The sequence below is a fragment of the Marivita sp. genome (assembly GCF_020055675.1).
GTDB lineage: Bacteria > Pseudomonadota > Alphaproteobacteria > Rhodobacterales > Rhodobacteraceae > Marivita.
Genome location: NZ_JAIPUS010000028.1, coordinates 1 through 13,950, shown reverse-complemented (window position 1 = coordinate 13,950; position 13,950 = coordinate 1). Strand labels below are relative to the sequence as shown.

Genomic DNA, 13,950 nt, shown 5'->3' with positions numbered 1-13,950 from the left:
TAATGACCGGGTGTAGGCGAAGACAACCACTTCTTGTTGATTGCCTTCGCCGAAACTGGAGGCGAGTACCCCCGTCGCATGAAAGAAGCTGATTGATTGGACTCGGCCAGCTTCCCTCACCGTATATATTAAAATGGTGACATGTGGCGGGCATCGCGGTCAAACTTAAAAATCGCTGAGAGCGATACTTCCCGCGAGATTAAAATGGAAGCTTTACAGCAAGGGCAGGGCGAATACTGCTCACACCCACCGCCCAATGGCACAAAGCCGCAGGGTCAACCCCGTGGTGATCTGGATGAGCGCCGTCGCCTTGAGCCCGGTCGACAGCACCCCGTGCGGTGCGAAGGTGGGCCAGGCCCCGGTATTGCCCGACTCGCCCGTCAGGATCGGCGGCATACCCGGCGCAAAGGCCGCGGGAAAAGTCCAGGCGAGGTGACCCGACTGCCACAGCGCCCCCGCCGGGTTGTCGATCGCCCCCGTGGGAATACCGGCGCTGGTGCAGATCTGCGTGCCGTCGGCAAAGCGCACATAATCGCCATTGGCGTTCGCGCCGCGCTCGATCACGCCGCCTGTCGGCACGCCCGTCCCGTCCTGTGCCACCGTGTCCAGGATCGTGCCCTTGAGATAGCCATCGCCTGCGCGGATCAGGGTATCGGGGTTGCTCTCGTCCGGCCCGGAACTGACGGCGGCGCCACTGGCCGCACCCGTTGCGGGATCGAAGGACAGCGCGGTGGTCCAGCTGGTCCCGTCGCTCACCTTGATCGAAAAGGTGGTCTCCCCGGCCAGCCCCATCTCGGCATGGCCGGTCCAGTTCGACTGGAACAGCAGGCTCGCCGTGTCCGCCTCCGCCGCCTTGTTCACCTTGAGCTGATGGCCCGCCCCTTCATGGGTCAGCAATGTCGCGGGTGCGGCCACGCTGAGCCGGTTCACCGGATCGGCGGCGGTGCCAAGCCCGAGGCGGTCCGGCAGCGCCCCGGGCTGCGCCTGCCACTGACCGTTCCGCCAGATCACCTCGGCCCCGTCCTCCGCGACCCAGGCCCGCCAGCCCGCATTCGGCGTCAGGAAAAGCCAGCCGCCGCCGGCATTCAGCGCCACCGCGTGATCCTGCCCGGCCCAGTCTCCTGTCGCCCCGCTGGCCACGATGTACCGCGCGCCATCCGCGGGGCTGGTGGGCGGGGCGCTCAATGCGCGGCTTTCCACCGCCAGCTGCACAAGCGCATCCAGCATCCGCAGCGCCTCGTTATGGGTGACGTGTTTCTGCGCCTGGGCCGGCTGGATATAGGGCAGCGACAAAAGCGTGGAGGTCTCGGACATGGCAGGGTCCTTTCGGTGATCAATCCTGGGGCCGGACGCTAGGGGCGCCCTGGTAAACGGGCAGTCAACCCTGCGGGCGTTGCGCAATCCTTGCACCTGCCGACATCCCGGGGGCATATCTGTGGGCAGAGACACCCGGAAAGGACATCCCATGCCTCCCAAATTCGGCACCAGCGGCCTGCGCGGCCTTGTGACGGACCTGACAGACGATCTGGTGGCGGATTACACGCGTGCCTTTCTGACCGCCTGCCCGCATGGCGGCGTGGTGCATGTGGGACAGGATTTGCGCGCCTCGTCTCCAGACATCGCGGCGGCGGTCATCCGTGCGGTCCGGGGCATGGGGCTGACCGCGATCGACCATGGCGCGCTGCCGACCCCGGCGCTGGCGCTGGCCTCCATGAACGCCGGGCAGGCGGCCGTGATGGTGACGGGCAGCCACATCCCGGCGGATCGCAATGGGTTGAAGTTCTACCTGCCCACCGGAGAGATCGCGAAATCCGATGAACAGGCGGTTGGCGCGGCGCTTGGATCAGGCTCTGACACGGCCGAACGGGGCGTATTGCGGCAGGAGTCCGGTGCGCTGGCGGCCTATGTCGCGCGCTACGTGACCGCCTTTGGACCAGAGGCGCTGCACGGCTGGCGCATCGGTGTCTACGAGCATTCCTCGGTCGCCCGCGATGCACTGGCCGACGCGCTGTCGGGCCTGGGGGCCGAGGTGGTGCGGCTGGCCCGCGCCGAGACGTTTATCCCTGTCGATACCGAAGCGGTGGACGCTGAGACCCGCGCCATGCTCAAGCGCTGGTGTTCCGAACATGCGCTCGATGCGCTCGTGTCCACCGATGGCGATGCGGATCGCCCGATGGTGGTAGATGCCAATGGAACGCTTGTGCCCGGCGATGTGCTGGGACCGCTGGTGGCGCAAAGCCTCGGGGCCGAGCAGGTCTGCACACCGGTGTCATCCAACACGATGGTGGACCAGATGGGCTTTGCCGGCGTGATTCGCACGAAAATCGGCTCGCCTTACGTCATCGCCGCGATGGAAGAGACGGGCGGGCGCGTGGTGGGCTACGAGGCCAATGGCGGGTTTCTGTTGGGGGTCGAGGCGCAAGGCCCGAGCGGTCCGCTTGCCCCGCTGATGACCCGCGATTGCCTGTTGCCCATCGTGGCGCCCTTGGCCATGGCCAAGGCACAAGGGGTGAGCCTGGCCGCGTTGGTCTCTGATCTGCCGTCGCGGTTTACGGCGGCAGACCGGATTGCGGGGATTCCGACCGAGACGTCGAAAGCGTTCATTGCCGAACTCACCGAAGACGCCGCGGCACGGGCCGCGTTATTCGACGGGCGTGCGGCAGAAACGGGTGTGGACCGGACCGACGGTCTGCGCGTGTCCTTCGCCGACAACACGGTGATCCACCTGCGCCCGTCCGGCAACGCGCCGGAGTTTCGCTGTTACGCAGAGGCCGAGACTGTCGCGCGGGCGGAAACGCTGATGCGCGAGACGCTTCATGCCGTGGCACAGCGATTGGGGTGACGGACGCGTCGACGCGTCCGGCCATTTCCGTTGACGGGTCCGCGCCCCTGATCAACTTTGGGGATATCAACTGCGCGAATAGACATCCTCGTAGCGGATGATGTCATCCTCGCCCAGATAGGGTCCGGTCTGCACCTCGATCAGCACCATCGGCACCTTGCCGGGGTTTTCCATCCGGTGCACCGCGCCCAGCGGGATATAGACCGACTGGTTCTCTGACAGCAGGCGCACCTCGTTATCCACCGTGATTCTGGCGGTCCCCGCGACCACGATCCAGTGTTCGGACCGATGCACATGGCTTTGCAAGGACAGCGATGCGCCGGGATGCACATGGATGCGTTTGACCTGGAACCGGTCCTTGAGGATCAGCGTCTCGAACCAGCCCCAGGGGCGGTAATCGACCGGCAATTGCACCGCCTGTTTGGCGTCTCGCTGTTTCAGCATGTCAACCGCGCGGCGGACGCTCTGGCTGTCGGTCATATCGGCCACCAGCACCGCGTCGCGCATCGCCACGGCGACCACGTTCTTGAGCCCGATGCCCACCAGTTCGATCTCGTCACTTTCCGAGCGCAAGAGCGTGTTCTCGCACTCGATCGCCGTGGACAGGCCCGCCAGCGCGTTGCCCCTGCCATCCTGCGGGCTTTCCTGCCAGACCGCTTCCCACGATCCCAGATCGGACCAACCGCCGCAGAATCGCACGACGCTGACATTCTGCGCCTGCTCCATCACCGCGTAATCGAGCGATTCTGCACGCACCTGCCCCCAGAGATCTGCGTCGATGCGCAGGAAGCCGAGGTCGGGTTCCGCCGCCGCCATCGCGGCACGAGTGTCTTTCAGGATGTCGGGCGCGTGCGCGTCGAATGCGGCCAACAGCGTGTCGGCGCGCGCCAGGAACAGCCCCGCGTTCCAGAGGTAGCGATCATCGGCAAACAGCGTCTCGGCCTTTGCCGCGTCGGGCTTTTCGATGAAGCGCTCCAGCGCGTTCACACCCCGATGTGTCTCTTGTCCGGCCTCGAGCCAGCCATATCCTGTCTCGGCCCGCGTCGGCTGAATGCCAAAGGTCACGATCTGGCCTTGCGCGGCAGCCGGCGCGCCGGTCATCACCGCGTCGCGGAAGGCGTGCGGATCGGGAATGGCGTGATCGGCAGGCACCAGAAGCATCAAGGCACCGGGATCGGTCTGCGCCAGGTGCAGCGCGGCGGCGGCGGCGGCGGGCGCGGTGTTGCGCCCTTCGGGCTCGATCAGGATTCCTGCAGGCCGGATGCCGCAATGATCCAGCTGTTCGGCCACGATAAAGCGGAAGCCCTCGCCGGTGACGGCCAGGGGCGCGGCATAGCCCTCGCCGGAGACCCGTTTGGCGGCTTCCTGAAACAGGCTCTCATCGCCAAGGAACTGGGCAAACTGCTTGGGATAGCTCTTGCGCGACAGCGGCCAGAGCCGGGTGCCGGAGCCGCCGCACAAAAGAACAGGGGTGATCAACGGAAGATCCGCCATAAACGCACTCTCACGGGTCAGAGCGCCCGACGGGCGCGCCCCCGGGCGGTATATTCACAGGACCTGAGGATCATCCGTTCCACCGCGGCCACCGACGGGGTGGTTTGCAGCGCAAGCATGTTCGCCTCAGACGCGTCCCGACCCAGAAGACGGTGGAACGGCGCGTTCACCTCCTGCCGGGTCAGGGTCAGTTTGTCCAGATAGCCGAACAACCGGGCGTCATAATGGCGAAATTGCGTCACATCCCGGGGGCGGTGCACCCCGGTGCGCGGGCGGGGCGTGATGCGGCGATGCGCGACTTCTTCGCCATCGACCCGGTCTATGGCAGCACCGATACGGGCCGGATCCGGCGGCCTGTCACCGAACGCGCTCAGCGCAACGGTCAGCGCGGTGGCCGGATCGCGGATCAGGTCTTCATAGGAGATCACGGTCTGCGTCTGGGCAAAACCGGATGTGACCCACTTGTCCTGAAACGCGCGGTAGGCGGTGAACTGCGCGCTGGCAAAGCGGGCGAAACTGCCGGCGTCGTCGCGGCCGCCCTCGCGCAGGTACAGCTCGAAGTTTGACACCACCGACGGCGCAAAGGCCCGTGTCTGGATCAGGGTCGGACAGCCCGTGTCCTGCGGCAGCGTGCCGTCGAAATCGTGGTTCTTGGAATAGCGGACCTGTCCTGCCCGCAAGCAGGGCGCATGGCCACAGCAGCCCGCCTGTCCGTAGAACCCGCAATAGATGAATTCCGTTCCGTAATAGAGCCTGAGAAGCCGTGCCAGGAGGTGATGGCCGGAGCGTGGCCAGCTTACCCCCATGACGTAGGGCGGTCGCTTGCGGATTGGCAGAAGCCGCCTCATGCCGCGCGCATCTTGTGCCGGCGCAGGACCGTCTCGATCCGGGTGGCATAACGTTTGCCGATGGCCTCTGGCGAGAACACCCGCAACACCCGCGCCTGTGCCGCAGTGGCCTTGCGGGCGCGCAGCGCCGCGTTGGCCTGCATCTCGCGCAGCAGCGCGACGGCGGCACGGTGATCCGGGTCGCCCCAAAGCCCGCCCTCGGGGGTGAACATGTAATCGCCGCGGGCCGGGGCCACTTCGGTTGCGGGCACCAGCCAGGCGGTTGCCGCGTCCGCGTAGGCAAGCGGGCCGGAATAGCCTGTCGCCAGCACCGGCACGCCAAGCGCCATCGCCTCGATCATGCCGAACCCCCAGCCTTCGGCGCGGTGCAGCGACAGGTAGGCATCGGCCCCGGCGGTGAGGGTGAGCAGGTCGTCGCGGGGCAAGGTTTCATCGAGGATGCAAAACCGCCTGTCCCCCCTGGTCAGCGCCTCGATCCCGGCCCAGATCGCCTGTTGCGCCGGATCATGCACACGGGCGCGGTTCTGCGTCTTCAGCAAAAGCTGCGCGCTGCCCTCTGGAAACGCATCGCGGAAGGCGTGGATCAGCGCCAGGGGGTTCTTGCGCTGCACGAAGGAAAAGCTGTCGAAACTCGTCATGCAAAGGAAACTGTCTGCGGCAAACCCCGTGCGCGCCACAAAGGCCGCCCGCGCGCCAAGCGGGTCTTCCGGCGGCACAACCTCGTTGGCGAGCGTCATCACCCGGATCGGACCTTGAAAGGCGTCCGCGTAGATCGCCTTGCCGTGCTCCGAGGCGGCCCAGATCTCGTCGATCATCCGCAGCGCCAGCGCATGGCAGGCCGCGGGCCGCGTCAGCTCCCAGAACATATAGGCGGCGGTATGGGAACCGTCGGTGATGTCCGGCGCATAGGCGGGCAGCAGCGGGATGCTTTCGGCGTTCAAATGCAGCAGGGTAAACCGGGCCGGGCGGGCGTCGCGAAAGCGGGTGTATGGCACATCGATCTCGGGGGCGGGGTTGTCGAGGGCGAAGTTGACCACCTGAAGCTCCATCCCTGTCGTTTCCAAAGCCGCGATCGAGGCGCGCATCGCCTGGCCCAGCCCGCTGGCCTTGGTCACCGGACCGATCACCTGCACATCGACGCGTGGCGCCCCGTGCAGCGCAGGGGCGGGCAGGGCGGCGGCATGCAAGCGGTGGCCCTCTGGCGTGCGGGTCGTGAACCGCCGCGCGTGCATGTCATAGCCCCGCCCGCGCAGGCAGGTGGCATAATCGGCGGACATGACCCGGCGGGCCTGCCCGTCGAGCGATTGGGCATAGCTCCCGAGCGGCGTCTGGCCCCGGGCGTTCCGGGTCAAAAGCGTCTCTATATCTGCCCTTGGCAAGTAGCGCAGCGTGTCGGGCCGCTCGGCGGCGCGGATCATCGCGGCCAGCGTGATCTGCCGCCGATCCTGCTTGCTCCCGGTCGTCAGCCGCGCCAATCCGGGCATCTCCGCCACCCAGCGCCGCAAGTACCGCGAGAGCGCAAAAGCACCATCCCCGGGCCGATCGGCAAGGCGGCTGACATAGGCCTGCGGCACGAGGCAATCCTCGGCGCCGATCGCGCGGGCCTGATGCACGGCCCACCAGTAGATCACGGACTCGACCCAGTCGGGGTTGCCGAAATCCATGCCCTGAAGCAGATGCGGCACGCCCTGCAGGGCGGCCCATGTGGCGCGGCTCAGGGCGGGGCGCTGACCGGGGATGACCACTGGCGCGTTCAGCCACTGGATCGCGCACCTGGACAAGGGGGCGCGCAGCGGCCGCCGCATCGGGGCATAGCCGGTGAGCATCCAGTTGAGCAGATGCGCGGCGTCGTCCGGGGCGCTGTCCCAGTCGAACACCCGCTCCAGCCGGTGGCGCGGGCGCAGATAGGCCATGTAGGCACAGAGCGGCTCGGGCAGGGGGCCGCCCGTCAGGGGGTCGGTTGGCTCGAAGAGCCTGGCCTGCCGGGGGCTGAGCCGGGCAAGCCTGTCGGGCTCGGGCAGGGGCGCGGCGCGCAGGGCGGCCAGGCCCGGCCCCAGGGCATCGCGGAGCGGCGTTTCGCGCAATCCCGGCCGAGCCCCTTTCGCAGGCCGGGCGCCAGCTCGGCGCGCGCCATCGACACGGATCCGTCCGATCTCCACCGGGCGCGGCCCATCGAGGCGGCAGACCCGCAGAAGCCCTGTTTCAGTCTCTATTCCAAAGGAAAACCCGCAGGTGCCTCCCGCCAGCCCCGCAGCGCGCAGGTCGTCCCTGAACTGGCTCGCCAGCGTCTCGGCCAGTCGGTCGGGTCCGCTGTAAAGCGCCACCGGCACCGGGCCATTCCCCGGCCTGGCCAGGGCCCAGCCATGCAGCGCCCCGTCGCGGATCCCGTCGAGGTAATCGCGCCGGCGGCTCAGGCGGCGAAGAGCATATCGAACGAATGTCATGAATGTGGCGAGTCGTGCGGCTGTGAAGCGCCGTCCGAAGGGGCGCGCCCGCCCCCGGGCAGGGGCGCGGTCATGCTTGGGCTGCCCGGCGATATCTGCGGATCGGTCCGCCCCGTGAAACGGTCGAGCGGTGTCGCGCCTGCCCTGGGGGGCGCCGCCATTGTTGCTTGCACCAATGGCACGAACATGACGACCGGGCGCGCACCGGATCGCACGCGATCCGGGAAAAGGACCTCCCCCCGCATCCGCTCAGGCCGCCGCATCGTAATCCGCGCGCGCCATCATGCCCGCGAGGCCGCGCACATCGACGTTCGGCCGCCAGCCCAGCCGGGCCCGCGCCCGGGTCGCGTCTCCCACCAGCACATCCACCTCGGCCGGACGGAAGAAGGCCGGGTTCACCTCGACCACCCGCCGCCCCGACCGGCGATCGGTGGCGATCTCTTCCACGCCCTCGCCGTGCCAGTCCAGCGGCATGTCCAGCGCCTGCGCCGCAAAGCTGACGAAATCGCGGATCGGCGTGGTCACGCCGGTGGCCAATACGTAATCGCCGGGCGTGTCCTGCTGCAACATCCGCCACATGCCCTCGACATAGTCCCCGGCAAAGCCCCAGTCGCGCCGCGCCGACAGGTTGCCCAGCTGCACCGGCGCATTTCCGCCGCGCGCGATCCTGGCCAGGCCGCGGGTGATCTTGCGGGTGACGAACTCTTCCCCGCGCAGCGGGCTTTCGTGGTTGAACAGGATCCCGCAAGAGGCATGCATGCCGAAGCTCTCGCGGTAATTCACGGTGATGTAGTGACCGTAAGCCTTGGCCACGCCGTAGGGCGAACGCGGGTAGAACGGCGTCGTCTCGACCTGCGGTACCGCCTGCACCACCCCGAACATCTCGGACGTCGAGGCCTGGTAGAACCGCGTCGCCGGCGCCAGCGTGCGCAGCGTGTCCAGCAGCCGCGCCACGCCCAACCCGTTCACGTCACCGGTATAGATCGGCTGGTCCCAGGACGCGCCGACAAAGCTCTGGGCGGCGAGGTTGTAGACCTCGTCCACCGGCGTATCGCGCAGCAGGCGAAAGATATTGGTCATCTCGGTCAGGTCGAGATCGTGCAGGATGACCCGGTCGGAGATGCCAAGCGCCTCCAGCCGCGCCCGTTCGGCCTGCGCAGTGCGCCGGATACCGCCATGCACCTCGTAGCCCTTGTTCAGCAGAAGCTGCGCCAGGTAGGCCCCGTCCTGCCCGGTGATCCCGGTAATGAGGGCGCGTTTGCCGGACGCGGTATCGATATCAGTATCGGTCATGGAAATCTCCCGTCAGGGTTGCATTTCCATCGTTATCCGGCGTGCGGGGTAAAGAATGCGTTAAGGTTAACGGATGGGCAGGAAGAATTTCCAAGTCATGAAGGCTGATCCTGCACCGGTGACCCCTGCAAGGCCCGCTTCGCCCCAAAGGCCATCTGACCCGCATGCATGCCGTGTTGCGCGCCTGTGTTGCGCTATGTCGATGCCCAGAGAAAGGCACGATCCTGACGGGGTCTGCCCGCAAAAATGCCCTGAAAAGCCTCCATGTTGAATCAAAACAATTCAAACCCGAGAGGCGCGCAGTGAATTACTTTCTGGAACCCGTGATCGGCATCTGCCGGTTCTCCTTTTGTGGCAATGGCGACTGGGGGGCTTATGCCAATATCAACTCCGACACCGATCTGGACCTGCTGCATTTCGAACAGGCCGAGAAACTTTATGACGATGCGCGCATGGCGCTCAGGTTCCACCTGTTCGAAAACCTGCTCCTGCCATCGCTCAAGGCGCAGAAAGATCCCAATTTCATCCTGATCGTCCTGACCTCGGACATCCTGCCGGCCAAGCATCAGCGCCGCCTCAAGGCGCTGTGCGACAGCGATGCGCGGCTGCGCCTGGTCGTCTCGGACGAAACCACCGTACATGCCGCGCTCCTGCCCGAGCTGCGCGCGCTCAACAGTGGCCTCAGCCGGCCGCTGGTGCAGTTCCGAATCGATGACGATGATTGCCTGTCATATGACTACGTTCGCGAATTGCGCCGCTACATGCAGCGGCTCGGCGACGTGATGCCGATCGGCTATTCGCGCTCGAACGGGCTGGTGGTGACGTCCTACGCCGAGGATGGCGAGACGCATCTCTACCGCGCCACCCTGCCGTTCAATTCGATGGGCACCGCGATCCGCGCGCCGGTGGACAAGACGATCTTTTCCTTCGACCATGGTGCCCTGCTCAAACGGTTCCCGGCGATGGTCGACAATGCCGGCATGGGGTTTCTGTCGGTCAAGATCGACGGACATGATTCGCGCCCCCTGTGCAGGACGGAACCGGGGTTCCAGCGCACCCATAGGCCCGTGTCGGCGGAGCAGGCCGAAACCGTCCTGTCGAAATGGTTCGGCTTTCTGGGCGACAGCAACCGCACGCAGCAGCTTGTCAGCCATATCGAGACCGCCAGGACCCTGGCCCGGGCAGTGCCGGCGCCGGCATCCTGGCTCAAGGCGGTCTGACCCGGCCCGGCTCGAAGGGTCCCGGCGGCTTGCTCCCGGCGGGGGTTGCCCCTATGGAGGCAACGCCCGTTTCAAAGCGCCTTTTTCATGACCCTGATCACCCTCTCGTCCATTCCGCCACGCTTTGGGCTCATTGGCCCGACGCTCGAGGCGCTGGTGGCGCAAAAGGGAATCGACGGGGTCGAACTGTACCTGCCGCGCCGGTACCGGCGCTTTCCCGACTGGGACGGCACGCTGCCCAGGGTGCCACAGGGTGTGACGATCCACCGGACCGACACCGATTACGGCCCGGCCACCAAGGTGCTCTGCGCCGTGAAGCGCCACCAGGCCGACAACCTGCGGTTGCTGTTCTGCGACGATGACCGCGATTACCGCCCCGGCTGGGCGCGAGATCTGCTGACAGTGGCCGATCGCTACCCGGACCGCGCCGTTGCGCTGGCGGGCTGGGACATTGCCGGGCTGACCACGCGCAGCATTTTCGCCGCCCCGCGTTACCGGCGCAGGTCGCGCAGCTGGGACATGGCGTACCGGGTGGCGCGGCTGCGCCAGGTGATGTCGGGACAGGTCAAGGCCAGGCTGGCGCAGAAACCGCCGCGCCGGATCATCGCGCAGGCGGGCTTTGCCGATATGCTCGAAGGCTATGGCGGCGTCGTGGTGCGGCCCGATTTCTTTGACGACGCCGCGTTCGACATCCCGGACCAGGCGTTCCATGTCGATGATGTCTGGCTGTCGGGTGCGCTGGCCCGCAAGGGCATCGGCATCTGGCTGGCTGCCGATCTGCCCGAACCCAAGACAACGCAGGCCGACCGGGCCGCAGCCCTCTATCGCCACCGCGAGGCGGAAAAGGGCCGGGCGGAACTGGATGCCGAGGCGATCACGCTGATGCGCGCACGCTGGGGTCTCTGGGGCGGGGCGGATGTCGCGATCCCCGAAGGCGGCGTGCGGCAGGTCTGAGCCGGGGCCAAGGGCTTTTGAAAGCCCTTCCCCAAGGCTTTTCGAAAAGCCTTGGCCCCGCGTTGGACATGCGCCGGCCCAGCCGCTATCACCGCTCCGGAACAATCCGCGCAGGCCCCCATGACCGACACCCCCTCTGCCATCGCCCGCAACGTGCTGGCCACCGAGGCCACCGCGCTGTCTCGGCTGGCCGCGGATCTGCCAACCGATTTCGACGCCGTGGTGACGCGGCTCCTGGCGCTGCCCGGCCGGGTGATCGTCTCGGGCATGGGCAAATCCGGCCATGTGGCGAACAAGATCGCGGCCACGCTGGCTTCGACCGGCACGCCTGCGCATGGCGTGCATCCCGGCGAGGCGAGCCACGGCGATCTCGGCATGATCACCCGAAACGATGCGGTGATCCTGATCTCGAACTCGGGCGAGACCCGCGAACTGGCCGACATGATCGCCTATTGCACCCGGTTCGAGATCCCGCTCATCGCTGTGACCAAGCGGATGGACAGCACGCTGGCACAGGCGGCGGACCATGTGCTGCAATTGCCCGATGCACCCGAAGCCTGCCCGTTGCGCATGGCGCCCACCACCTCGACCACGCTCACCATGGCGCTGGGGGATGCGCTGGCGGTGGCGCTGATGCAGCATCGCGGCTTCGACCGCGAAAGCTATCATGCCTTCCATCCCGGCGGCACCTTAGGCGCGCAGCTCCTGCGCGTTTCGGCGATCATGCATCGCGGCGACGCGCTGCCGGTGGTGGCCCCCGACACGGCCATGGGTGAAACCCTGGTGGTGATGAGCGCCAAGGGATTTGGCGTCGCCGCCGTGGTCGAAGACGGCACGCTGACAGGCGTCATCACCGATGGCGATCTGCGCCGCAATCTCGACGGACTCACCGGGCGCAGCGCCGGAGAGGTGGCCACGCCGCACCCCCGCTCCATCGCCCCCGATGCGCTTCTGACCGAGGCGCTGGCCGAGATGAACGCCCACAAGATCGGCGCGCTGATGGTGACCGAAGAGGGCAGGCTTCTTGGGCTGATCCATATCCACGATCTTCTGCGCGCGGGTGTGGCATGAGCGCGGTCGTCTTCATCCCCGCCCGCTATGCCTCGGCGCGCTATCCCGGCAAACCGCTGGTGGAACTGACCGGCGCGGCCGGTGAGAAAAAGACCCTGGTCCAGCGCGCCTGGGAGGCGGCACAGGCCGTATCCGGCGTGGACAGGGTCTATGTGCTGACCGATGATCGCCGCATCGCGGACGCCGCGCACAGCTTTGGCGCCGATGTGCTGATGACCTCCAGCAGCGCCCGAAACGGGTCCGAGCGCTGCGCCGAAGGGCTGGCGCAACTGGATCATGACCCCGAGGTCATCATCAACCTGCAGGGCGATGCGCCCCTGACGCCCGCATGGTTCGTCGAGGCGCTCATTGCCGCGATGCAACCGGGGGTCGAGATGGCCACCCCGGTCGTCGCATGCGACGCGGAAACGCTGACCAATTTCGTCACCGACCGTCAACAGGGCCGGGTGGGCGGCACCACGGCGGTGATGCGTCCCGACCGCAGCGCGCTCTACTTCTCCAAGGAGGTGCTGCCCTACGTCGGGGATCTGTCCAATCCGCCGCAGGTCTGGCACCATGTCGGTGTCTATGCCTACACACCCCGCGCCCTGCGCGCCTATGCGGGCTGGGAGGAAGGCCCGCTGGAACGCGCCGAGGGGCTGGAACAGCTGCGCTTTCTCGAAAACGGCATGCCCATCACCTGCGTGCCCGTCGAAGGGCGCGGCCGGGTGTTCTGGGAACTCAACAACCCGGTGGATGTGGCGCGGGTTGAATCCGTATTGCTGCGCGAGGGAATCGCATGACACCTGTCCAGATCGGCGACATACCTGTCTCTAACACGGCACCTTTCGCGCTCATCGCGGGGCCTTGCCAGCTCGAAAGTCTCGACCATGCGCGCATGCTGGCGGAGCGGATCGCCGCCGCGGCTGATGCCACAGACACGCGGTGGATCTTCAAGGCCAGCTACGACAAGGCCAACCGCTCCTCGCTCACCGGCAAGCGCGGCCTTGGCATGGACGAGGGCCTGACGATCCTGTCCAAGATCAGGGCCGAATTCGGCGTGCCCGTGCTGACCGACATCCACACGGCCGAGCAATGCGCGCCGGTGGCCCAAGCCGTCGACGTGCTGCAAATCCCCGCGTTTCTCTCGCGCCAGACCGACCTCTTGCTGGCCGCCGGCGAAACCGGGGCCGCGCTCAACGTCAAGAAGGGGCAGTTCCTCGCGCCGTGGGACATGGAGAACGTCGCCGCCAAGATCGCCTCCACCGGCAACACCCGCATCCTGCTCTGCGAACGCGGCGCGAGTTTCGGCTACAACATGCTGGTCTCGGACATGCGGTCCCTGCCGATCATGGGGGCCACAGGATACCCGGTGGTCTTCGACGCCACCCATTCGGTGCAATTGCCCGGCGGGCAGGGCGCATCCTCGGGCGGGCAGCGCGAATTCGTGCCCCCCCTGGCGCGCGCCGCTGTCGCCGTGGGCTGTGCGGCCGTCTTCATCGAAACCCATGACGATCCGGACAACGCCCCCAGCGACGGCCCCAACATGGTGCCGGTGGATCAGCTCGAAAGCCTGCTGTCGATGATGCGCCGGATCGACGGGGTGGTGAAGGGCTGAGCCTTTTGCGAAAGCCTCACAAGGCTCTCCAGAAATGCGTCCATCCGCGTGCAAATCTTTTGTAAACACCATTCAGAAATGTCACTGGGTTTGCTAAGCAGGAATGTCACCGCCGGGTGCGACGGGAGCAAGGCTTTTGAGCCCGTAGACCCCAGATATCGAAGGGCTGAAAAGCCTTGCGGGGGTC

General features: G+C 66.6%; 11 protein-coding genes. 6 read left to right on the top strand and 5 right to left on the bottom strand.

Annotated features, from left to right (window positions below; translation table 11 throughout):
• Window positions 1–240: 240 nt before the first annotated feature.
• Window positions 241–1,314: a DUF2793 domain-containing protein gene (locus tag LCF59_RS14660; protein ID WP_292288363.1), complete on the bottom strand. Its 1,074-nt coding sequence runs from the start codon at window positions 1,312–1,314 to the stop codon at window positions 241–243.
• Between the two features lie 151 nt (window positions 1,315–1,465).
• Here LCF59_RS14660 and LCF59_RS14655 point away from each other — a divergent pair, with 151 nt between their 5' ends.
• Complete coding sequence (locus tag LCF59_RS14655) at window positions 1,466–2,842, top strand: phosphomannomutase (protein ID WP_292288362.1); 1,377 nt, start codon at window positions 1,466–1,468, stop codon at window positions 2,840–2,842.
• Between the two features lie 66 nt (window positions 2,843–2,908).
• Here the strand turns inward: LCF59_RS14655 and LCF59_RS14650 are convergent, their stop codons facing one another.
• From LCF59_RS14650 to gmd, 4 genes are all read right to left on the bottom strand, one after another.
• A complete protein-coding gene (locus LCF59_RS14650; RefSeq protein ID WP_292288361.1) occupies window positions 2,909–4,336 on the bottom strand; it encodes a mannose-1-phosphate guanylyltransferase/mannose-6-phosphate isomerase in 1,428 nt (475 codons plus the stop codon).
• Between the two features lie 17 nt (window positions 4,337–4,353).
• The gene (locus LCF59_RS14645) at window positions 4,354–5,184 is read right to left on the bottom strand and encodes a hypothetical protein (RefSeq protein WP_292288360.1); all 831 of its coding nucleotides are present in this window, start codon (window positions 5,182–5,184) and stop codon (window positions 4,354–4,356) included.
• Window positions 5,181–7,628 carry a glycosyltransferase gene (locus tag LCF59_RS14640; RefSeq protein WP_292288359.1) on the bottom strand — a complete coding sequence of 816 codons (2,448 nt, stop codon included), beginning with the start codon at window positions 7,626–7,628 and terminating at the stop codon, window positions 5,181–5,183. The genes LCF59_RS14645 and LCF59_RS14640 overlap by 4 nt, the downstream gene beginning before the upstream one ends.
• A gap of 249 nt (window positions 7,629–7,877) precedes the next feature.
• A complete protein-coding gene (gene gmd / locus LCF59_RS14635) occupies window positions 7,878–8,921 on the bottom strand; it encodes a GDP-mannose 4,6-dehydratase (RefSeq protein ID WP_292288358.1) in 1,044 nt (347 codons plus the stop codon).
• Window positions 8,922–9,223: 302 nt separating this feature from the next.
• On the opposite strand from gmd, the gene LCF59_RS14630 reads away from it, so the two are divergent.
• From LCF59_RS14630 to kdsA, 5 genes are all read left to right on the top strand, one after another.
• Window positions 9,224–10,141 (top strand): glycosyltransferase, encoded by a 918-nt coding sequence (locus LCF59_RS14630; protein ID WP_292288357.1) that lies wholly within the window; start codon window positions 9,224–9,226, stop codon window positions 10,139–10,141.
• Between the two features lie 87 nt (window positions 10,142–10,228).
• Complete coding sequence (locus LCF59_RS14625; protein WP_292288356.1) at window positions 10,229–11,095, top strand: glycosyltransferase family 2 protein; 867 nt, start codon at window positions 10,229–10,231, stop codon at window positions 11,093–11,095.
• A 120-nt stretch (window positions 11,096–11,215) separates the two neighbouring features.
• Window positions 11,216–12,166 (top strand): SIS domain-containing protein, encoded by a 951-nt coding sequence (locus tag LCF59_RS14620; protein WP_292288355.1) that lies wholly within the window; start codon window positions 11,216–11,218, stop codon window positions 12,164–12,166.
• Window positions 12,163–12,948, top strand: a complete 786-nt coding sequence (locus LCF59_RS14615; protein WP_292288354.1) for a 3-deoxy-manno-octulosonate cytidylyltransferase — start codon at window positions 12,163–12,165, stop codon at window positions 12,946–12,948. The genes LCF59_RS14620 and LCF59_RS14615 overlap by 4 nt, the downstream gene beginning before the upstream one ends.
• Window positions 12,945–13,763 carry a 3-deoxy-8-phosphooctulonate synthase gene (gene kdsA / locus LCF59_RS14610; RefSeq protein ID WP_292288353.1) on the top strand — a complete coding sequence of 273 codons (819 nt, stop codon included), beginning with the start codon at window positions 12,945–12,947 and terminating at the stop codon, window positions 13,761–13,763. Before LCF59_RS14615 ends, kdsA begins: the two co-directional genes overlap by 4 nt.
• Window positions 13,764–13,950: the final 187 nt, after the last annotated feature.